Annotated in this window: 19 protein-coding genes and 1 other RNA gene; 11 read left to right on the top strand and 9 right to left on the bottom strand. The window is 39.1% G+C overall.

All coding sequences use genetic code 11. From position 1 onward, the window contains the following. The first annotated feature begins 636 nt into the window (after positions 1–636). Positions 637–1,674, top strand: coding sequence for a hypothetical protein (locus GLP24_RS02730; RefSeq protein ID WP_232615488.1), 1,038 nt, complete (start codon positions 637–639; stop codon positions 1,672–1,674). 470 nt (positions 1,675–2,144) lie between these two features. On the opposite strand, the gene ffs is transcribed toward GLP24_RS02730, so the two are convergent. Further along, an RNA gene (gene ffs / locus GLP24_RS02725) (signal recognition particle sRNA small type) lies at positions 2,145–2,241 on the bottom strand. A 161-nt stretch (positions 2,242–2,402) separates the two neighbouring features. After that, positions 2,403–3,140 (bottom strand): VP0952 family biofilm-associated protein, encoded by a 738-nt coding sequence (locus GLP24_RS02720; RefSeq protein WP_152653916.1) that lies wholly within the window; start codon positions 3,138–3,140, stop codon positions 2,403–2,405. A gap of 88 nt (positions 3,141–3,228) precedes the next feature. Between GLP24_RS02720 and GLP24_RS02715 the strand changes: the two genes are divergently transcribed. Continuing rightward, complete coding sequence (locus GLP24_RS02715; protein WP_232575876.1) at positions 3,229–3,537, top strand: MGMT family protein; 309 nt, start codon at positions 3,229–3,231, stop codon at positions 3,535–3,537. A gap of 64 nt (positions 3,538–3,601) precedes the next feature. Then, on the top strand, positions 3,602–4,459 hold the full coding sequence (gene tesB, locus GLP24_RS02710) for an acyl-CoA thioesterase II (protein WP_221942739.1): 858 nt from the start codon (positions 3,602–3,604) through the stop codon (positions 4,457–4,459). Between the two features lie 78 nt (positions 4,460–4,537). Here the strand turns inward: tesB and GLP24_RS02705 are convergent, their stop codons facing one another. Further along, on the bottom strand, positions 4,538–4,999 hold the full coding sequence (locus GLP24_RS02705) for an Lrp/AsnC family transcriptional regulator (RefSeq protein WP_101767230.1): 462 nt from the start codon (positions 4,997–4,999) through the stop codon (positions 4,538–4,540). 397 nt (positions 5,000–5,396) lie between these two features. On the opposite strand from GLP24_RS02705, the gene GLP24_RS02700 reads away from it, so the two are divergent. Further along, positions 5,397–6,482, top strand: coding sequence for a PLP-dependent cysteine synthase family protein (locus GLP24_RS02700; RefSeq protein WP_232615529.1), 1,086 nt, complete (start codon positions 5,397–5,399; stop codon positions 6,480–6,482). Positions 6,483–6,807: 325 nt separating this feature from the next. Further along, on the top strand, positions 6,808–7,506 hold the full coding sequence (gene queC, locus GLP24_RS02695; RefSeq protein ID WP_232575877.1) for a 7-cyano-7-deazaguanine synthase QueC: 699 nt from the start codon (positions 6,808–6,810) through the stop codon (positions 7,504–7,506). A gap of 106 nt (positions 7,507–7,612) precedes the next feature. Here the strand turns inward: queC and prmB are convergent, their stop codons facing one another. Then, entirely contained in the window at positions 7,613–8,545 is a 933-nt protein-coding gene (gene prmB, locus GLP24_RS02690; protein WP_101767232.1) for a 50S ribosomal protein L3 N(5)-glutamine methyltransferase, read from the bottom strand. A 53-nt stretch (positions 8,546–8,598) separates the two neighbouring features. Between prmB and smrB the strand changes: the two genes are divergently transcribed. Next, entirely contained in the window at positions 8,599–9,129 is a 531-nt protein-coding gene (gene smrB / locus GLP24_RS02685; RefSeq protein WP_101767233.1) for an endonuclease SmrB, read from the top strand. Here the strand turns inward: smrB and GLP24_RS02680 are convergent. Both GLP24_RS02680 and sixA read right to left on the bottom strand, forming a co-directional pair. Beyond that, positions 9,126–9,485: a hypothetical protein gene (locus GLP24_RS02680; protein WP_101767383.1), complete on the bottom strand. Its 360-nt coding sequence runs from the start codon at positions 9,483–9,485 to the stop codon at positions 9,126–9,128. The genes smrB and GLP24_RS02680 overlap by 4 nt on opposite strands. Before the next feature lie 16 nt (positions 9,486–9,501). Further along, positions 9,502–9,975: a phosphohistidine phosphatase SixA gene (gene sixA, locus GLP24_RS02675; RefSeq protein ID WP_101767234.1), complete on the bottom strand. Its 474-nt coding sequence runs from the start codon at positions 9,973–9,975 to the stop codon at positions 9,502–9,504. A 276-nt stretch (positions 9,976–10,251) separates the two neighbouring features. Here sixA and GLP24_RS02670 point away from each other — a divergent pair, with 276 nt between their 5' ends. Beyond that, the gene (locus GLP24_RS02670; protein WP_232615487.1) at positions 10,252–13,017 is read left to right on the top strand and encodes an insulinase family protein; all 2,766 of its coding nucleotides are present in this window, start codon (positions 10,252–10,254) and stop codon (positions 13,015–13,017) included. A 52-nt stretch (positions 13,018–13,069) separates the two neighbouring features. On the opposite strand, the gene fadJ is transcribed toward GLP24_RS02670, so the two are convergent. Both fadJ and fadI read right to left on the bottom strand, forming a co-directional pair. Further along, positions 13,070–15,172: a fatty acid oxidation complex subunit alpha FadJ gene (gene fadJ / locus GLP24_RS02665; protein ID WP_232584007.1), complete on the bottom strand. Its 2,103-nt coding sequence runs from the start codon at positions 15,170–15,172 to the stop codon at positions 13,070–13,072. Continuing rightward, a complete protein-coding gene (fadI, locus tag GLP24_RS02660) occupies positions 15,172–16,482 on the bottom strand; it encodes an acetyl-CoA C-acyltransferase FadI (RefSeq protein WP_232615486.1) in 1,311 nt (436 codons plus the stop codon). Before fadI ends, fadJ begins: the two co-directional genes overlap by 1 nt. Positions 16,483–17,089: 607 nt before the next feature. Between fadI and GLP24_RS02655 the strand changes: the two genes are divergently transcribed. The 4 genes from GLP24_RS02655 to GLP24_RS02640 all read left to right on the top strand — a co-directional run bounded on the left by GLP24_RS02655 (position 17,090) and on the right by GLP24_RS02640 (position 21,496). Next, a complete protein-coding gene (locus GLP24_RS02655; protein WP_101767238.1) occupies positions 17,090–17,653 on the top strand; it encodes a sigma-70 family RNA polymerase sigma factor in 564 nt (187 codons plus the stop codon). After that, positions 17,646–18,380 (top strand): DUF3379 family protein, encoded by a 735-nt coding sequence (locus tag GLP24_RS02650; protein WP_101767239.1) that lies wholly within the window; start codon positions 17,646–17,648, stop codon positions 18,378–18,380. The genes GLP24_RS02655 and GLP24_RS02650 overlap by 8 nt, the downstream gene beginning before the upstream one ends. A 274-nt stretch (positions 18,381–18,654) precedes the next feature. Further along, the gene (locus GLP24_RS02645; protein WP_101767240.1) at positions 18,655–19,872 is read left to right on the top strand and encodes an outer membrane protein transport protein; all 1,218 of its coding nucleotides are present in this window, start codon (positions 18,655–18,657) and stop codon (positions 19,870–19,872) included. Between the two features lie 358 nt (positions 19,873–20,230). Further along, a complete protein-coding gene (locus GLP24_RS02640; RefSeq protein ID WP_232615485.1) occupies positions 20,231–21,496 on the top strand; it encodes an outer membrane protein transport protein in 1,266 nt (421 codons plus the stop codon). Positions 21,497–21,568: 72 nt separating this feature from the next. Here GLP24_RS02640 and GLP24_RS02635 read toward each other — a convergent pair whose 3' ends face one another. Then, the gene (locus GLP24_RS02635) at positions 21,569–22,372 is read right to left on the bottom strand and encodes an MlaA family lipoprotein (RefSeq protein WP_101767242.1); all 804 of its coding nucleotides are present in this window, start codon (positions 22,370–22,372) and stop codon (positions 21,569–21,571) included. Between the last annotated feature and the right edge of the window lie 49 nt (positions 22,373–22,421).

Below are 22,421 nucleotides of genomic sequence, written 5' to 3'. Positions count from 1 at the left end.
TTAGCAAAAATCTCTAGCAAAATAGTGTCTAATGTTTAACGAACATCGTTAAACTGTAGCAAAGCTTCTAATACATTTAATCTATTAGAAGCTTTGATAGTGCTATCTTGCCAACTGTTTTCAAACCTTCTATTCTATCTGCCCTTCACGCTAAAACGTCATATCCTTCCCTGTAATATATTTCAATTAAAATCTGTTAATTTCACTTCAACGTCAGAACCTGTTTATATAAGCTCTAATATAAAAGCATCACAATTTAATAATATACGGATAATTATCCATAACATTAATTACATCACTCAATTTATTGATCATCGTAAAATCAGAAGTGTAACGCAGGTTATTATCCGTCATCTCGAAAGAGAGGCACGAGCTATCCGTGATCTATTCATCATGCGCTTGAGCATTAAAGACGCCAATAAACATGGTTTTTGTGTGATATACAACTCGTTAATTTCTGATATTTTGTTACTAAAAATGTGGAAGTAAAGTCAATTTACATCTGAATCTAAGTGACCAATTTAATGTACCACTACAATAACACTCATATGCTAGTAATATTAATGATAAAATAACGCTTCCACTCTTAACTTCAGATAGTTCCTAAATTGCTATCCACCAACGAGCAATAAGTAAATGGTAAGTATTCTTAAGCGTCTTTGTGTTTTCTTTGATTCATCTAAATTAACTAGAGATTGGGTATTTGTTGGTGTTGGTGTATCGGGAGTCATCATTAGTGTATATTTTTCTATTAAAATTAGAGGCTCATTTAATGGTGAGCTTATAGAGTGTTACACGTATCAGTGTTTTGATAACCTGTTAAGTTGGTTTTCATTCCCACTAAAAATACTAACAGCGACAGCCGCTATCATGGGTATCGTTGCAATGGTACATCGAAGTAAACAGACTGCGACTCAAATAGAATTATCTACAAAGCAAATACAAACCACTATTAATCAAAACATGCACCTTAATTATTTTAGTCACTTAAAAGAATTTAAAGAACGTATTAATTTTTTAGATTTTGAACACTTAGAAATAGTTAATTTAAATACTCTTTACAAAGAAATATACCCATCAAACACACCTAACTATTTTAATCATATAGGTAACTCCCAGCCTTTACTTGGTAGAGTATTAAATGGTTTAAAAAATGCTTATCTAGAAATAATCAGCTTAAACAGCTACCTATATAACAATGAAAATATATTACGGTATAAACCAACCATAGCAGATAATGATGTTTATTATGTAGCAAATGCTTTATCGTCATATCAGCAGCAAATTACAACACTATTTAAGTCATTAGGGGTATTAGTTAATTGGAATAACTTAGAAAAACAAAATCCAGAGTTATTAAAAAATAAATCAATCAAGTCTAATGGTGAAATAGTCGGCTTTTATATTAATATTGATAATATCACCACCCCAAATCCTGCTGTTTTTGATGGTATTTCGCATGAAATAAATTCATTATTAGACTGCTGCTTAGACATTGCAATGTCAGAGACTGAATACCCAATAGAAAAGAAAATGCTTCTTAGTACACTAATGCCATCTGATATAAATCTTTATTATATAACAGAAGAATTAATTAAGTGTATTGATACACTAAATGGCAAAATACTTGAAAATATAAAACAAGATTCGCCAACACTGTCAAAGGAATATTAAAGGATGAGGTAATAACATCCTCAATAAAAACAATTAGCTCTACAACACGCTAATAGTAGATTCCCTATCTCGTTCGTAACCTCCCTGATGGTTCTGTGGTTAGGTAACGCTTGGATCACATGATACTTGAACACATGACACTTGAATCCACATAACGCTTAGATTAAATGACGCTTGTAATACGCCTACAGGTCTAAATATGTGAGTAGTTTGGTAGTTTGGTAGTTTGGTAGTTTGGTAGTTTGGTAGTTTGGTAGTTTGGTAGTTTGGTAGTTTGGTAGTTTGGTAGTTTGGTAGTTTGGTAGTTTGGTAGTTTGGTAGTTTGGTAGTTTGAAGATTATAACGAAGTATTTATTATTGATAGTAATAAAAAGAGCAAAATAATAATATTGAACTACACTGTAAAGAGTGAATTAGAATGTAACTATTTGATAAGAAAGGGATTTGCTAAACGCTAGATGGGTGGAAGCTCCCACCAGCCACATCCCGGCACACACGACGCCTGCTGCGGTTGCTTCCTTCCGGATCTGGCCGAGTTCACAAGTTAGTGTTGCGGGAGGACCAATAGGAGCCTCCATAGATTCTTTGTCTCTCTCGAGAACGGGAAGGATTATCTATTAACCTCGCCCATAATGCAAGCGGTTATCTTACCCTTTTGATTGACTGCTGATTATTCAATCAAAACAAAGCAAATAGTAACAATTTCAAACTATTATCTGTTGGCAATGCTATTCATCTTCCTCTTCAGGATCATCTAATAACGATTCACCTAATAATCCCCCGCCTAATATTAATAACCATGAAACTAAAATCGGGTTAGCAACACTAAACTGTGGCAGCACCACTAAGGTCGTAAACGCTATTGCAGGTAACACACAGGCTAAACGTGGGATCCAATCTTGATGTTTCATTTTGACAAGGCTTTGCAACGCGGCAATTAAGCCCGTAACACACAACCCAACTAATGCCGCGGCTTCCATACCACCAAGCCATAGTGGCAATACGGCTAATAATGGCCACCATGTATTACCCGCAATAGGACGCCAACAACGCGCAGAATACCAAATTACCCCAATAGCAATAATTTGGATCACCGTGGCGCTAATACTACCTTCAAGTTTACCCTCACCTTGCAATGCCATTAGCCCTACATTCATTGAGAGTACAATCGAAACCATTAATGCGCCAAGCTGCCAACAGCCTTTAGCAGATGTACAAATCATCAAGATCGGTAGCATCATAAATAAGCTAATGGATAATGCTAGAGGTTGTTCAGGTAACATCGCACCATAAGCGCCAAAGCCACAGAGTAATAGCCAACCTGCAACACCACTTTGCGGCAATAACCACAGCGCAGGAATAGCAAGCGCCAACACAGGCAGTTCTCCCGCTGTTGGACCGAGAGCACTAACACCTAACACCGTTAAAATTAAGGTAACGGTAACCAATGCAGCAGCATACAACATGGCAACACCTCCTTGCGTTATCCTGTTGTTTAAAAAATGAGAGCCGCTATTATTTACCAAGCATATTATTTAACGACTACTTATAAATATGGACGACTTTTGCAATCAAATCTATAGCCAAGTCTACCAAATTCCATTTGGGCAAGTTTCTACCTATGGCGACATTGCAAAATTTGCAGGTTATTCGGGCTATGCTCGTCATGTGGGGCGCTTAATGGCAACCTTACCTGATGGCTCAAAAATACCATGGCATCGCGTGATTAATAGCCAAGGGCGTATATCATTGAAAGATGATGCATTATTAAAACAAATAGCAGCATTAAGGGCAGAAAACGTTGCCGTATCTGATACTGGGCGAATATCACTGCGTTATTATCGATGGCAAGGGCACTCATAGGCATATTGGCAGCAGCGTTAAATCAGCATACCATTCCCCTAGTTTTTATTTTTCAGGATATACCATGAGCAAACAATTAGATGAACTACTAACTCTACTGCAATTAGAGCAAATTGAACGTGAACTCTTTCGCGGTCAAAGTGAGAACTTAGGTTTGCCACAGGTATATGGTGGTCAGGTTATTGGTCAGTCTTTATCGGCATCACAGCAAACGGTAGATCCCGATCGTCATTTACACTCTTTTCATAGCTACTTTCTTTTACCTGGTAATCCTGAAAAACCGATTATCTATGATGTTGAAACGCTGCGTGATGGTAGAAGTTTTAGTACTCGCCGTGTAAAAGCAATTCAAAATGGTCGCCCTATTTTTTACTTAACCGCGTCTTATCAAGCTGATGAACAAGGTTTTGAACATCAGGCGACAATGCCAAATGTGGTGGGTCCCGAAGGCTTAGCGTCTGAAAGTGACTTGGTTGAATCGGTCGCACAATATTTACCACCAAAGATTGTTGAAATGTTTGGTCACACTCGTCCCATTGAAGTTCGTCCTGTAACAGTCGTGAATCCGTTAAAACCAGCGATTGAAGAACCTAAGCAATATTTGTGGATCAAAACCAACGGTGAGATGCCAAATGAATTAAGTGTTCACCAATATATGTTGGCTTACGCGTCTGATTGGGGATTTTTAACTACCTCATTGCATCCTCACGGGGTGACATTATTCAGCCCTAATATGCAAGTCGCAACTATTGACCATTCAATGTGGTTTCATCGTCCCTTTAAAGTTGATGAGTGGTTACTGTATGTGATTGAAAGCCCATCGGCTAGCGGTTCGCGCGGTATTGTTCGTGGTGAGATTTATAATCAGCAAGGGCAATTAGTGGCAACAGCTGTTCAGGAAGGACTTATTCGTCAACGCTAATTTATAACTGGCAACCTAAAAATAACCCCGAACCACTATTGCTAATGACTCGGGGTTATTTTTAGTCTATCTATACGCTTAAACAGGCAACGCTGTAGTGTATTTTAGTGGTTCCATTGCAAAAGTAGACGTTACATTAGTAAGGTCAGCAACCGAAGCGACTAACTTCTTATATAGATTATCAAAAGCTTGCATATCAGCCACTTGCACTTTCATCATATAGTCATACTCTCCCGCCATACGATAAAATTCCATCACTTCAGGATACTCAGTTACCGTCGCAACAAAGTGATTAAACCAATCTTGAGAATGGTTGCTGGTTTTAATTTGTACAAAAGCAGTAAAAGCGATGCCTAATTTTATGGGATCGAGTAATGCTACCCGTTGGCGCAAAATACCATCTTCCTCAAGACGCTTTAATCGCTTCCAACATGGGGTGGTTGTTAAATTCACAGCGTCTGCAAGTTCTGCCAGTGGCATGGTTGCATCATCTTGCAATAAACGTAATAACGTTCTATCAACACTATCTAAAACTGCCATTCATTCCACCAAATTACGATAAAAGAGTAAATACTTACTAAAAAATACCTCTTATTCAATAAAGAGGCAAAAAAAATACTCATAATACTGATCCCTACCACTGTATTTATGCAACCTCACAATAGACAGCCTGTGATTTTACACTTAAAGTGGTAACAGTTATGAATACACAACTTATACAAATAAAAATAAATTCTATATTAAAATAATAATATAGAAAATAAATTCAAAAATAATAATAAAAATAGAAAAAAATACTATTAAATTCCGGTTAAACAAAAAATAAGGCAAAGATTTTTTCAATAATATTGTTTACTATATACCCAATTGCTTCAAGGAAGTTAATTACGTAAATACTCGATGGATTCGAATTAAGCAAAGAGGTAATACAATGAATATGACTGCAAATACTGCATCAGTGCAAAATGCTTGGATCAGTCAAGCCATAAAAGCCATTGAGGCAGACTATCAACGTTCTGCAGATACGCATCTGATTAAATTAGATATTCCCAGCCTTGCAGGTATCGATCTTTATCTAAAAGATGAAAGTACGCATCCAACGGGCAGTCTTAAACATCGCTTAGCGCGTTCATTGTTCTTATATGCTTTATGTAACGGTTGGATCAACCAAGATACGACGGTGATTGAGTCATCATCAGGAAGTACTGCGGTATCAGAAGCCTACTTTGCACGTTTACTCGGATTACCCTTTATTGCCGTTGTCCCACGAAAAACAGCCTCTAAAAAAATTGAACAAATTGAGTTTTATGGGGGTAAAGCCCATTTTGTTGATTCATCAGCAGCCATTTATGATGAATCGCGCCGTTTAGCCGAAGAGTTAAAGGGTCATTATATGGATCAATTTACCTACGCTGAGCGTGCAACAGACTGGCGTGGGAATAACAACATTGCGAACAGTATTTTTAACCAAATGGCATTTGAGCGTTTTCCCATTCCGACTTGGATTGTGATGAGCCCCGGTACGGGTGGCACATCAGCTACGATTGGTCGCTATATTCGTTATCAAATGCACCCAACTCAATTATGCGTGGTTGATCCAGAAAATTCAGTGTTCTATGACTATTTTATGCAACGAGATGCCAATATCACATTAGAAGTAGGCAGCCGAATTGAAGGTATTGGTCGACCACGGGTTGAACCAAGTTTCATTCCTAATGTTATCAGTGAAATGCGAAAAATTCCTGATGCAGCAAGTGTCGCAACTGTCCATTGGCTAGAAAAGATCATTGGGCGTAAAGCCGGTGCATCAACAGGTACTAACCTTTATGGCGTACTGCAATTAGCAACTGAAATGAAACAACGCGGTGAGACAGGTTCAATCGTAACGTTATTATGTGATAGCGGTGAACGCTACTTAGAAACCTATTATAACGATGAATGGGTCGCGGCTAATATTGGCGATATCAGTGCTTACCTTGCCCAATTACAACACTTACAACAAACGGGTGAATGGCTGGTATAACAGATAAAGAACAGCCCCTTGAGTTGGTTAGCTACAGCGCCAACCCCCTCTTTCTATTGACACCCTTTATTATTGTATTTTTAGGCAAATACAGATAAACCTAATTGTCCTCTGCACTTCTGGTAATTAGATTTATATGGATAACGTACCATGCTTATTTTATGCCGCAGACTTAGTGCGGCTTTTTTTATCTATGCTATTTGTGATAGCTACTTTTCTATCGTCTTCAGCTGAGTTAGCATACCCCTTCATGCTAATAACATTATTATTCGCATGTTGTTATACCGACTGTTTCTCGGTAATCACTCACAAAGGATAATTCATCATGGCAAAAGCCGTAGTTGTTTTCAGTGGCGGTCAAGATTCGACCACATGTCTCATTCAAGCATTAGCGCACTACGATGAAGTGCACTGTATTACGTTTGATTATGGTCAACGCCACAAACTAGAGGTTGAAATTGCTGAACATATTGCTAAAGATCTCGGGGTTGCCGCTCATAAAATCATGGATGTTAGCTTACTCGGTGAACTTGCAATTAGTTCATTAACTCGCGATAGCATTCCTGTCTCCCATGAATTACAAGCTAATGGTTTACCGAATTCATTTGTACCAGGGCGTAACATTTTATTTTTAACCTTAGCGGGTATTTATGCCTACCAAATTGGTGCAGAAGCCGTTATCACTGGCGTTTGTGAAACTGATTTCTCTGGCTACCCTGATTGCCGCGATGAATTTGTACGTTCGCTTAACCACTCATTAGTGTTAGGTATGGATCGTCAATTTACTATCGAAACCCCATTAATGTGGCTGAACAAAGCAGAAACATGGGCGCTTGCTGATCAATATGGAAAACTAGATTACATTCGCGAGCAAACACTAACCTGTTACAACGGTATTGTCGGTGACGGTTGTGGTGATTGCCCATCGTGTAATTTACGTCGTGCTGGTTTAGATGATTATCTGCAACATCAAGCCACTGTAATGGCGTCATTAAAACAAAAACAAGCACAGCATAAAGCGTGATTTTTTCGTTAATCTAAATAAAAACAGTATCAAAATTTCGATAAAAAAAGCCGACGTCAATTATATTGATGTCGGCTTTTTATTTAATCTGTTGTTTTAGTACTGATTAATCGCGGTAAAGTGCAAAATCTGCTGCACAATCAACTAGTTGTTCACGAGTTAACATGAATACACCGTGACCACCATTAGCAAACTCTAACCACATAAATGGAATGTGCGGATATTGCTCTTCCATGTGGATCATTGAGTTACCTACTTCACAAATCAGAATACCATCATCTTTAAGGTAATCTGGTGCGTTAGCAAGAATACGACGAACCAATTTCAGGCCATCACTACCAGCAGCTAAACCAAGCTCTGGCTCATGACGGAATTCTTCCGGTAGGTTGTCCATATCTTCTTGGTCAACATACGGTGGATTAGTAACGATCAGATCGTATTTATCTTTCGGTATATCACGTAAAAGGTCAGAACGAAGCGGAATCACTTGCTGCTCAAGGCCATGATCCGTTATATTCTGCTCAGCAACAGCGAGTGCATCTGTCGAAATATCAACGATATCCACTTCTGCTTCTGGGAACATATGCGCACAAGCAATACCAATACAGCCACTGCCCGTGCACAGATCCATGATGCGAGTTGGTTCTTGTTGTAAAAATGGTTCAAAACGGTTTTCAATGAGCTCACCAATCGGTGAACGTGGCACTAATACACGTTCATCAACGAAGAACTCCATACCGCAAAAGTAGGCAACATTCGTTAAGTATGAAACGGGTGTACGATCATTGATTCGACGCATAACACGTTCAACAATACGATGACGCTCACTGCTTGTTAAACGCGAATTACGCACTTCCGGTGGAACATCCAACGGTAAGTAAACTGTCGGTAGTACCAGTTGCACGGCTTCATCCCACGCATTGTCTGTACCATGACCATAAAATAGGCCAGCAGCGTTAAAACGGCTTACCGTCCAACGTAGCATGTCCTGCAATGTGTGAAGTTCGCTGACAGCTTCGTCGACAAAAATCTTATCCAAAATAGCCTCCGATAAACGCTACAATACCACTATATAATTGTTGGAATTTCATTATGAGTAATAAAAATTCACAGCTTGAAGATGATTTTGACCTCTTCAAGGCAGAGGTAAAAGGCGTAAAAAAGTTCGTGCATGATACCATAATCACGCCACGTCGACAGAACTCAAAAGCGGATAAAGCAAAAGTGATGGGTAAAGAGACCCAAAATCATGAGTTTTATTTCTCAGATGAGTTTGAACCACACCTTAGTGATACTGGCCCAACTCAATATGCGCGTGATGGTGTGTCTAAGTATGAAGTAAAAAAACTACGTCGTGGCGTGTATGTGCCTGATATTTATCTTGATATGCATGGTATGACACAACAAGAAGCAAAACGAGAATTAGCAGCAATGATTGCAGCGTGCATCAAAGAACATGTGTCATGTGCTTGCGTTATGCACGGCATTGGTAAATATATATTGAAACAAAAAACACCAATGTGGTTAGCACAACATCCGGATGTGATGGCTTTTCACCAAGCACCATTAGAATTTGGCGGTGCGGGCGCATTGCTAATGTTAATTGATATACCGGAGCGCTAATATCTTGATTTTACCATATGCCCAACTTTGACGACTTTACCACGGTTAAATAACGTCACTTCTCCTGTCTCACAGACTTTAAGACGTTTTTTAACTGCGGTTTCAACGTAAAAATATTCACAATTATCATTCTTTGCACTATCAATTCGCGCAAAAATAACTAATGCCGTAGCACCAACTTCATTGGAATAATTGGCAAAAGTTATACTACTGCCCGTTTGTGAAATATGCATACCTTCAGTATGCCCACCCGTCCATTTCACCATACCGTTAGCAGAAATACGAACCGGCTCACCCACACTGCATCCAGCGGTAAACAATAAACCTATCAGTGCCACAATTCCAAATTTAGCCATGATCATTTCTTGTCCATTATTTATGCGGTTGGTGCTGCCACAACAATTTATTTTGCCCTGATTGAGGATCGTAATCTACCGCTGCAATGGCTGAGGTTAGGAACATCGGCGGTTGTAAACCAGCCACCAACTCAGCGGTTAAATAGCCAACTAAAGGCAAATGTGAAATCAGCAATAACGATTGTGGCTGCTCAGTTTCAATGGTCGCTTTAATATAATCAGCAACCGTTTCAGCATCACCATAAGGGGTAATATCTTCAACACTACCCAGTTGTGTTGGTGTTGGTAAGATATCCGCCATTGCTTGCCATGTTTGTTGAGCACGTAGATAAGGGCTAACCCACACGTGATCTAACTCCCCCTTTAAATGCGAAGCTAGTAATGTTGCCATTTGCTGTGATTGCGCAATACCGCGTGCGGTTAATGGACGTTCGGCATCACTGGGTGCAAAATTTTCAGCTTCACCATGACGCATTATATAAATTTGCATAGATCTTTTATAACCTCAGTTAAACAATTGCTGTTCCGACTCTCATTTGGAGTTGGTCGATCATTATTACACGCTTTTATTATTGGCATAACTACATAGTTTCATTCTGTGGTTAAGCCTGCCATTAATCAATACTTCAATTGATTAAGTAATGACGACTTCATCAATTTATTAACAAAAATACGACGTATAATTCATCTAATCGCATCTTCAATTTGCCAGCCTTAATATTGAACGTCATACTTACGTTAATTCCCTCAAAAATAGGCTCTTCCTGTGCATACTAGTCCTAACGATTATAAGCAGTATCGCTACCTCACTTTAGCGAATGAACTTCGAGTATTACTCGTACATGATGCTGAAGCACCTCGTTCTGCTGCTGCCTTATCGGTAGAGATTGGTCATTTTGATGATCCTATGGATCGCCAAGGTATGGCACACTTCCTTGAGCATATGCTATTTCTTGGCACTGAAAAATACCCGCGTGTTGGTGAGTTCCAAACGTTTATCAACCGTAATGGCGGTAGTAATAATGCGTGGACAGGCACCGAAAATACGACCTTTTTCTTTGAAATCAGTCCCCATAATTTTGAGGAGGGACTCGATCGCTTTGGGCAATTTTTTACCGCCCCATTATTCAATGAAGATGCCGTTGATAAAGAACGACAAGCCGTTGATTCTGAATATAAACTAAAAATAAAAGACGATGTTCGTCGTTTATATCAAGTGCAAAAAGAAACCATCAATCAAGCGCATCCTTTTGCCAAGTTTTCTGTTGGCGATCTCACCACCCTTGATGATCGTAATGGTCAATCAGTACGTGATGATTTACTGGCTTTTTATCATCAACATTATTCTGCTGATGTCATGGGGCTGGTGCTACTGGGTCCACAGTCATTAGATCAACTAGAACAATATACACAAGACTTCTTTAGCAAAATCCCCAACGCTACCACTAAAAAGGTAGCAATAGACATGCCATTTATTACTGAAAATGAATGCCAGAAGTTCATTCAAATTGAACCTATAAAGGAATTGCGTAAGCTAACGTTATCGTTCGTAATGCCATCCGTTGATGCATATTATAAAATCAAACCATTATCCTATATTGCCCATTTATTAGGTAATGAAGGCTCTGGTAGTTTAATGGCGATTTTAAAACAACGGGGCTTAATCAATACTCTTACTGCGGGCGGTGGTGTCAGTGGTAATAATTTCCGCGAATTTACGATTAGTTTAAATTTAACACCTAAAGGTCAGCAACAAACCGATGAAATCGTTCAATGTGTATTTGCCTTTATTGCGCTAATAAAACAGCAAGGGTTAAATAATTGGCGTTATCAAGAAAAGAAATCAGTATTAGAAATGGCTTTCCGCTACCAAGAAAAAAGCCGTCCTCTTGATACTGTTAGTTATTTGGTGATGAACCTTCTTCATTACAACGCTGAAGATATTATCTACGGTGACTATATGATGGAAGGCTACGATCAAGACTTACTTGAACAATTATTGGCTTACTTTACTGTCAGTAATATGCGACTAACGTTAGTCGCACAAGGTGGGTATTACGATCGTGTAGCCGCTTGGTATGACACACCCTATTCAGTGACACCATTAACACCATTACAAATTGAACGCTGGACTAATGTTAGCCTTGATGATGAATTATTATTGCCTGATGCTAATATCTATTTGTGTGAACAATTTGAGCCATTACCGCTGGAGGCTGGATCAGAACTGCCTCCACAGTTAATTCAAGACCTGCCAGGCTTTCGATTATGGCATAAACAAGAACATGACTTCCGTGTACCAAAAGGCATTGTCTACGTTGCCATTGATAGCCCACACGCCGTCAGTTCAACGGCTAATATCGTTAAAACTCGCCTGTGTGTTGAGTTACTGTTAGAAGCGATTAATGAGTCAGCTTATCCGGCTGAAATAGCAGGAATGTCTTATAATCTTTATGCTCATCAAGGCGGCGTAACTCTACAACTTTCAGGCTTTAGTGAAAAACAACCCCAGTTGATGCAACTGATTTTAGCGCGTTTTAAAAATCGTCATTTTACCCAACAACGGTTTGATAATATCAAAGCCCAAATGTTACGTAATTGGCGTAATGTGGCTGAAGATAAACCCATTTCACAGCTATTTAATCAACTAACGGGGTTATTACAACCCAACAATCCACCGTATCCACACCTCATTAAAGCACTAGAAACCATTACTATTGATGAACTGCCGCCATTTGTTGAGGCTATGTTTGCAGAGATACACATTGATACGTTTGTCTATGGTAATTGGGTCAAAAAAGATGCGTTAGCCCTAGCTGAAACATTAAAAGATGCCTTTAGAGTAACCGATCAATTATACGGCGAGTCTCAACGCCCGTTAGTGCATTTAGAAAACAGCGGAACATTAACCTATGAGTTAGATTGTCACCATGAAGACTCTGCTATTTTAATGTATTACCAATCACGCCAAACGACACCTAAAAAAATCGCCATTTATACGCTGGCAAACCATTTAATGTCGACTACGTTTTTCCACGAATTACGTACTAAACAACAACTCGGTTATATGGTGGGTACGGGTAATTTACCGTTAAATCGCCACCCTGGATTGATCTTATATATTCAATCCCCCGTAGCGGAACCCAGTTACTTATCTGAGGCTATAGATGATTTTACCAATGCTTTTGCACTCGTATTATTAGAGCTAAATGAAGCACAATGGCAAGCCAGTAAAAAAGGACTCATTGCACAGATATCTGAACCCGATACTAACCTACGTTCACGTGCACAACGATTCTGGGTCAGTATTGGTAATAAAGATGAAGATTTTAATCAGCGTCAATTAGTGGTTGAACAACTAAAAAAACTAAGCCGTGCAGACATGATTAAATTTATTGTTGATACGGTAAAGCCTCGAACAGCTAACCGTTTAGTGATGTATTACACAGGTAAAACGCATCATGATGCCGAGCCATTAACGATCGGCAAAGCAATTGAATCAATAACGGATTTCCAGAAAAACGCATACTAAATAAAAAACCCCATTTATATTCAATAAATGGGGTTTTTATCATTATAAAGCATTAATAAAACCGCTGTTCCGCTTGCGCCATCTCGACTAAATAATCACATGGCGCAAACCGATCGCCATAAGAATCACTGTATTGCCGCATCATATCAACCACTAAATCGATACCTAAATGATCCATATACCTAAATGGCCCACCGAGAAAGGGTGGAAAACCAATACCGAAGATAGCCCCAATATCACCATCACGAGCAGATTTAATTACCCCTTCATGTAAACAGCGCGCGGCTTCATTCAACATCATTAGCGTACAACGAATTGCAATATCCACTTCCGTTAATTGTTGTTGAGGCTCAACACCGAGCACGGTATAAATAGATTTATCTACTTCTTTATTGTTAGTGTTATACAAATAGAACCCTTTGCCGCTTTTACGACCTTTTCGTCCATCTTGTTGTAACACATCAAACAGTGCAGGAGGGGCAAAACGCTCACCTAGCTCTGTGACCAAAATAGGACTGATCTTAGCGCCAATATCCACTCCAACCTCATCAAGTAATGTGATGGGTCCAACAGGAAAACCAAAATTAAGTAAGGCGGTATCTATATGCTCAATCGGCTCGCCAGCTAATAATATTTGAGCCGCTTCATTCACATAAGGCGCTAAAATACGATTAACATAAAAACCTGCTTTATCGGCAACCACTATTGGCGTTTTGCCCTGTTTTTTTGCCAATGCAACCACGGTCGCAATGGTTGTTGCAGAGGTTGTTGCATGTGGAATAACTTCTACTAATGGCATTTTTTCAACGGGGCTAAAATAGTGTAAGCCAACAATATTTTGTGGTCGCTGCGCGTTTACCGCAATTTGATGAATCGGAATCGACGAAGTGTTAGTGGCAAAAATCGTGTGCTCTGATGTATTAGCTTCGACTTCTTGAACCATCTGTTGTTTTAGGGCGATATCTTCAAACACAGCTTCGATCACCACATCAGCATGCGCCATACCACGGTAATCAGTACTACCAGTAATACGTAACATCTGCTGTTGAAGTTGTGATTTTCGAATAATATGCCGCTGACGTTGTTGATTCAAAATAGCGTAGTTATACGCAAGCGCATGTTGAATACCGTCATTAGTAATATCTTTAATTCGCACCGCATAGCCAGCTTTAATAGCAGAAACATAAGCAATACCCCCCCCCATTAAACCGCCACCAAGTACGGCAATTCGCGTAATGGGATTAGGTTTAGCATCTGCCCCTAATTCTTTTTTCATCGCTGTAGTAGCAAAGAAAATACTACGTAATGCACGTGATTCAGCGGTCATCACTAAATCACCAAACACTTTTGCTTCTTGCTCAAGCCCCGCTTCAACCCCTTTTTCTAAGCCATATTTTACAGTATCTAAAATCGCATCAATAGCAGGGTAACAACCGCGCGCCTTTTGTTGGGCTTTTTTGGCTGCTTGATCAAACACTACACTTCGACCAAATGCATTGCCTGTCATCGCCCAATCTTGAAATGAATGGGTACGGATCGGTTTAGCGGTTAAAGCTACTTGTTCCGCCGCCTGTAGTAAAATACTCTGCGGGACAACTTGATCGACTAACCCTTTTTGTAATGCTTGCTTTGCTCGTACTTGTTTACCCGTTAACATTAATTCTAAGCCATGTGCAACACCAATCAACCGTGGTAGACGTTGGGTTCCACCAGAGCCGGGTAATAAACCTAATTGCACTTCAGGTAAGCCTAAACGTGTAATATCATCATCCGTACAAATTCGACTATGACACGCCAAAGCAAGCTCTAATCCCCCGCCTAAACACGGTCCATGAATAGCCGCAACAACATGAACAGGCAAATCTTCAAGAGCAGTAAATAACTGTTGGCCTTTAATCGCTAATGCTTCGGCCTCGGCTGCCGTTTTACATTCAGCCAGCATGCGAATATCAGCACCTGCAATGAAATTATCAGATTTACCTGAATAGACCACTAATCCTTTGAGATCGGTATGGGTGCTCAATTCCATAAAAACAGCACTGACTTGATCAGCAAAAGCCGCTTGTAAAGTATTCATTTTGTCATTGGCAACATCGATTTTAAGCCAACCAATGCCATTATCACCATAAGATAAACTAAATGCAGATTGCGTCATTATTCTACCTCCAAAATCATTGCCACCCCAAGACCACCAGCGGCACAAGCCGTATTTAATGCAAAACCACCGCCACGACGTTGTAATTCATGTAAGGTTTGAATGATCATTCTTGCGCCAGTCGCAGCAAAAGGATGACCATAAGCAATCGAACCACCGAGAACATTAAACTTGTCCATATCTATATCGCCAATAGCGTTATCTCGACCCAGTTTTTGTTGTGCAAATCGCTTAGAACCGAACATCTTTACATTAGCTAATGTTTGAGCTGCAAACGCTTCATGCATGTCAATTAGGGTTAAATCACCAAGGGTCAATCCGGCACGTTCAAGAGCTAACGGGCTCGCATAGGCTGGCCCCATTAGCATATCTTCAGCAACATCAATCGCAGCAAAAGCATAAGAACGAATATACCCAAGTGGCGTTAGACCAAGTTCTTTTGCCCGTCCTTCACGCATTAATAATATTGCCGCAGCACCATCCGTTAATGGGGTCGAATTAGCCGCAGTAACACTGCCATATAGACGATCAAACGCAGGTGTTAACTTAGCGTATGCTGCCAATGTTGAATCTTGGCGAACATTATTGTCACAATCAATCCATTGTTGATAAGGCGCAAAAAATGCTGTCATAACCTCATTTTTGAGCAAACCATCTCGCCACGCCTGCGCAGCTAAACAGTGAGAACGGTGGGCAAAAGCATCTTGTTCTTCACGACTAATAGCATGATTTTTTGCCATTTGTTCCGCTGTTTGTCCCATGCTTAATCCGGTGGAATATTCAGCAACAGCGGGAGGAATAGGCATCAAATCTTTAACACCCAAGGTCGTGATTAATTTTAAACGTGCTGGCATTGTTTTAGCTTTACTGAGCGCTAATAATGTTGCTGCCATCTTTTTACTTACCCCAATAGGAAGCATTGAGGTTGAATCAGCGCCGCCAGCAATACCAATATCTATCGTACCTGCCATAATGCTTTCTGTAACATTAACGGCAGCCTGAAAACTGGTTGCACAGGCACGGGTGACACTATAAGCATCAGTATGGGCACTCATTCCCGTCCCTAATACGATTTCACGCGCAATATTGGGCGCTTCTGGCATTTGTACAACCTGTCCAAATACAAGTTGTTCAATTAACTGGGGATCAAAATCAGCGGTTTGCAACATTTCGTTAATAACTAATTTGCCCAAATCAAGGGCTGATAAACGATCAAATACGGTTGATTGACGTGCGAATGGCGTTCGTAAACCGCTAACAATAGCAATACGCTCACCGTTACGTGTGGTGATATGTTGAAGACCCGTCATCGCAACTCCTTGTCACAATTATAATTAACCTACATCGTGAGGTCAGACCACCTAATTGTAACCATAAAGTTATATAATTAAAAATATTTGTTTAAACTTTGCGATTAAATGACTTTAAAAGTAAAAAATACTCATGTTTAAATGGGTAAAAATATAGAAAAGATCAATACTATTTAAAAAAGGTATTGTTATGATGGAAGATCTATTTGCAAGGAATAATAATGCATATAATTAAGATAAAAAAAAACCACACCCTTAGGTATGGTTTGAATTGATGCAGAAATAAATCTACATAATAAAATAATCAATTAACATAAAGCCAATTGCAAATCAGGAAAACCCTGATAGGAGAAAGTAAAGTCAGCCTTCAAAAGGAAGTTGTCATCTTGCTCAACAGACGGTATTAACTATTATTAAGTTATTCAACTTAACCATAGCCGTACCATCAGATGACGCGACCACTATAACCTACCACTCAAAACAGAATTTGCACCAGATCAATTTTATTGCGGTTTATGCTATCTAAACTAGAAAAAACATAATACATCATCCAAAGGCTATTAGATGACATCATTAATTGATGCAATAACGCTAAACAGGCACATCAATGATAAAAAAATTTTTTAGTAACAAAAAGACTTCTACTACGGTCTGTTTAAATATGGATAAACAAAAACGTTATGAAGCCCTTGTTAGAGCTTGGCATCAAGACCTATATCGCTATGCGTATTGGCTCTGCCATGATCCCCATATTGCCGAAGACTTAGTGCAAGAAACATGTCTCCGCGCATGGAAATCATTAGATAATTTACAAGATGATAACGCAGCAAAAGCATGGTTAATCACTATTTTACGTCGTGAAAATGCACGTAGATTTGAACGAAAGCAATTTGATTTAGTCGATATTGATGATCACCATATAGCCGATACTAAAGCCAGTGTTGAAATGGATACCGAACAATATTTACTGCATCGATTAATTATGAAACTAGCCCCTGAATACCGAGAACCTCTGATACTACAAGTCATGGCTGGTTTTAATGGTGATGAAATAGCCGAAATCTTAAATCTTAATCGTAATACAGTAATGACTCGGCTTTTTCGTGCTCGTAACCAATTAAAAGAACAACTTGAAAAGAAAACAACTCAACGGGGGAATCATCGTGGATGATCTAGAGTTTCGTCGCCGCCTTTTCGCGGATCCTAATGATAATGACCCGGAGCTGATTAAGACTAAAAATCAGTCTACGACTAATCGTCATTTCTCTAATGAGTTGCAACAATTAGATCTTAAATTAAAACAAACGCTTAATGTTGATATTCCAGAAAACCTTGCCGATAGAATCTTGTTTCATCAGTCGAGTCAGGCACAACCTAAAAATCACTCGCCTTATAAACGTTATTTATCTTATGGATTAGCAGCATCAGTGATGTTTATTGTAGGAGTAATGGTCGGTCAGCAAGGTTTCTATCCTCAGCAGCCACAACAGCACGTTTTTGCGCCGGCATCAATGGCAACGATTGCTTTGCAACATGTTAGTGCTGAAGCACAATTTGTTGAACATACAGATGAAGCTGTCACGTTACAGCAAGTGAATGCCAAACTTAAACCTTTTGGTACTAGTATGAACCAATTACCCGGTCATATTTATTATCTTAATTATTGTGGCTTTGATGGTAACCGTGCATTACATATGGTTGTTGGTACGGATACAGGGAAAATGACGGTATTTATAGTGCCGCAAACAAGTTCAAAAATAATAACCGGCAGAGATAAAAGCAACCAAAGCTTATTATTGCCACTGCAAGAGGCAAGCTTAATTATTGTTGGTGATAAAGGCGATAAATTGATGCCCGTTGCAGAAAAACTAAAATCTGAACTTTATTGGCAAATCTAACTTAGCCCTCCTTTCAGATAACAGCTGAAAACGCGATATTAATAATTAAGTATCAAGTTTTCACTGTTATTTGTCATACGAATAGTAGCGAAAACTGCATAAATTCCGCGTAAAATGATACCAAATAAACCCAAATGTTCGCTAGAAAGTATTTTTAACCACCTAAAGTACTGGTCAGCTTTGATCGAGTCCTCTCCCCCCCTACAATCATCGCCAATCAGTCATACATAGACTGGACTTATAAATATAAATAGATGATCAGGAATCATAAAGCATGAACAAGAAGCAGATATTCACACGCTCAGTTATTACTGTAGCCATCGCCTTAGCATCGTCACAAACGATGGCTGCGGGTTTTCAATTAAATGCCCAATCGGCAACAGGTTTAGGTCGAGCATTCTCTGGTGATGGTGTTATTGCTGATAACGCATCAACCATGGCAAAAAACGCCGCTTCAATGGCTCTTTTTGACGCACCAGCATTATCATTAGGTGTTATTGCCATTGATACTGATGTTAATGTTAAAAATACGTTATATAATAACAAACCAATTAATGACGCATCAATTGGTGGTACTAGCTATGCACCTAACATCTACTATATTCAACCAATTAACGATAAATTTTCAGTAGGTGCTTCGCTGTATTCAAATTTTGGTACTAAAACAGAATTTAAAGAAGGTTATAAAGCTGACCTTTTTGGCGGCTTAACGGACGTTAAAAGTGTTAACTTAGGTTTAAGTGCTGCTTACCGTATAAATCAACACTTTAGCGTGGGTGGTGGTTTAGACATTATTCATGGTAGCGGTAAACTACAACGAGGCCGTAATAACCCTCTTTTAGGTGGAAAAAATACGGTTGATATTGATGCAGATGGTATTGCACTAGGATATAACCTTGGTGCTATTTATGAATACAATCAGAATAATCGTTTTGGTTTATCATACCGCTATAGCCCAACAATAAAAGCCAAAGGTGATATTCACGCCCCAGGTAATTACAGTAATGAAAAATTAAAAATACCATTACCATCAATACTTGAGTTCTCTGGCTTTAATAAACTTAACGATAAATTTGCCGTTCATTACAGCATTCAGTGGATTGAATGGAGTGCATTTGATCAATTAAGCACTACGGGTGGTAACTTTACTAAAGATTACCAATGGCAAAATAGCTGGCACTACTCAGTCGGTGGTACTTATTATCTAAACAACGATTGGACATTACGTGCAGGTTACATGCACGACACCAGTGCTCAAGGTAATATTACTTCTATTTCAGTACCAGATTCAGACCGTAACTGGCTATCTGGCGGCTTTAGTTACCACTTAGATAGCAAATCAACTATCGACTTTGGTCTGACTTACCTAATTGGTAAAGATGTTGATGTTAGTGAAAGTCAATATTTAGCTCCTGGAATAAAGCCTTCAGTTAGTGCAACGACTCGTGCTAACGCATGGCTATACGGCCTTCAATACAGCCGTTCATTCTAATTTGAGCGTACAGCAACAACTGATTCTAAAAAAGAAGCCATCATGGCTTCTTTTTTTATACGCGAAATAACATCTAATCTTTATTTTACCCATAATAACCAACCAAAAAACAAAGAATAACGGGCAATTAACTACAAATATAAACGACTGTATTAACATTTTTTTTAGTACAGGTGTACGCTCAAATATAACTTCATTATAATTATCGAATGAATACTACCCGATAAAAAACTATAAAACCAAACAACTCCAGCATAACACATTTAATGAGGCTATTTTATAAGATAGCTTTTAACGCAATTTATTGCTGCGAGTATCATTTACGTTATTATTTCCGTGAACAATAAATTTTTCTAATATGACTAAAAATAAAATCACTTTAGCCTTAGCGATTACTGCAGCTATTGGTATCAGCAATCAAGCTTCTGCTGCTGGTTTTCAATTAGCCGAATACTCTGCTACAGGTCTAGGACGCGCTTTTGCCGGTGAAGCCGCAATGGCAGATAACGCCAGTGCTCAATTCCGCAATCCAGCCATGCTAACGTATTTAAAAGGTATCCAAATTTCTACGGGTGCTATTTATGTTGATCCCAATATTGATATTTCTGGTACCCATACATTATTAGGCCCAACAGGTAGTTCTGATTTTGCTAATAATGCGATTATCCCTAATTTTTATTTTTCTCGCCCATTAACAGATAAAGCAACGATTGGTATTGCGTTTGGTACTCACTTTGGTATGCGCACCGATCTTGGTACCGATTTCAAAGCATCGATGTTTGGTAACCAAGCAGAAGTGCATACGGTTGAAATCAACCCTAACCTTGGTTACAAAATTAATGATCAGTTAAGTGTGGGTGCGGGTGTTCGTTATGTTATGGGTAAAGGCCATTTTGGCGCAGCACTGCCAACTAATGCATCATTAGGTATGATGCAACCTTTAGCTGGAAAAAAACTAAAATACATGGAAGGCGAAGATAACGCTTGGGGCTGGCAAGCAGGTACAGCATGGCAGATTAATGCTGATAACCGTATCGGTCTTAGCTACCAGTCAGCGGTTAAATTAAACCTTGAAGGTCATGCTTCCGGCATTGGTTTTGATGGTACAGGCAAGGGTTCATACGCAGGATCGTTACCTATAGAATTACCAGCGTCAGCTGAAATTGCAAGCTTCCATCAAATCGATGCTCAATGGGCAGTTCATGCAAGTGTTAACTGGACCGATTGGAGTACCTTTGAAAAGCTAGAAGCTAATATTCCACAACTTGGTGGCAATAAAAAAATTAAAGATGAAAATTGGAAAGATAACTACCGCTTTGCAATTGGTACCACTTACCAAGCCACCAATAAGTTAGTCCTTCGCTCTGGTGTTGCTTATGACACTTCAGCGGTTAATGAAGCAAACCGTACCCAAACAATCCCTGAAACTGACCGTACATGGTTAAGTGTTGGTGCAGGTTATGCTTGGTCAGAAAACCTAACCCTAGATGCTGGCTTTACCTACATTTTCGCTAAGAATGCAAAAATGAAAGAAACAGATAAAGGTTTAGGTAATCAACAATTCAATGGCCAAACATCCGGTCACATTTGGTTAGCGGGTGTACAAGCAAGTTACCGTTTCTAACACAGTATTATTGACAGAAAACAAAAAGACCGCCGAAATGGCGGTCTTCTTTTATAGCTCTAACAAATAAAATTAATCGTTATCAATTTCATCTAAATAACTATCATCAAACGTTGCAGCTGCTGGTTGATCGCTGACTTTACCATCACTCGCGGTAAAATTCTTATATTGAATATAAGCATCACGCGTAAATAAATATGGATCAGGTGAATTATTTAACATCGATTCTTGATTAACTAAGGCTGCGCGATCTTCCATACCTTCAAAGATCCACTTACCTAAACCTTCCCAGAAGTTTAATAAACTTAATGGCAGATAAAGATCATCAACTGAATCAGTAAAACCACGGAAAGTAATCGGTCCATAAACAGGTAACATTAAATAAGGACCATTACCAACACCGTAATAACCCAATGTATCGCCAAAATCACGATCTTGCACTTTGTTAATATCCGCCGCTGATGCGATATCAATCAGACCCGCTAACCCAAAAACAGTATTAATCCAAAAGCGGTTAAAATGCGTTAGAGCGTCTTTACCATGCAATGTCAATAAGCTATTTACCATACCTGCTGGCTCATCAAGATTTGATAAAAAGTTAGTGATCCCCGTACGCGCAAATGAAGGCGTATAGTTCACATAAGCAAGAGAGACAGGGCGAGCAACATACGGATCTAAATAATTAAAGTTAAAATCCCACATTGCGCGGTTAAAACCTTCAAACGGGTCATAAACTGTATTTACTGCTGTATTATCACCATCAATATGATCAGCAACATTGGTTGATACTGTTTGCTCGGTCGCTTTATCGGGTGATTGAGCACACCCCACCATGCCGAGGCTTAATATAATTATCAATAATAACTTTTTATTCAAAACATACACCTAATAAAAAACAGGCTGAACATCAATATTCAGCCTGCTT

The sequence above is a fragment of the Photobacterium carnosum genome (assembly GCF_021236965.1).
GTDB classification, from domain to species: domain Bacteria; phylum Pseudomonadota; class Gammaproteobacteria; order Enterobacterales; family Vibrionaceae; genus Photobacterium; species Photobacterium carnosum.
This window is presented reverse-complemented; position numbering and strand designations above follow the sequence as displayed.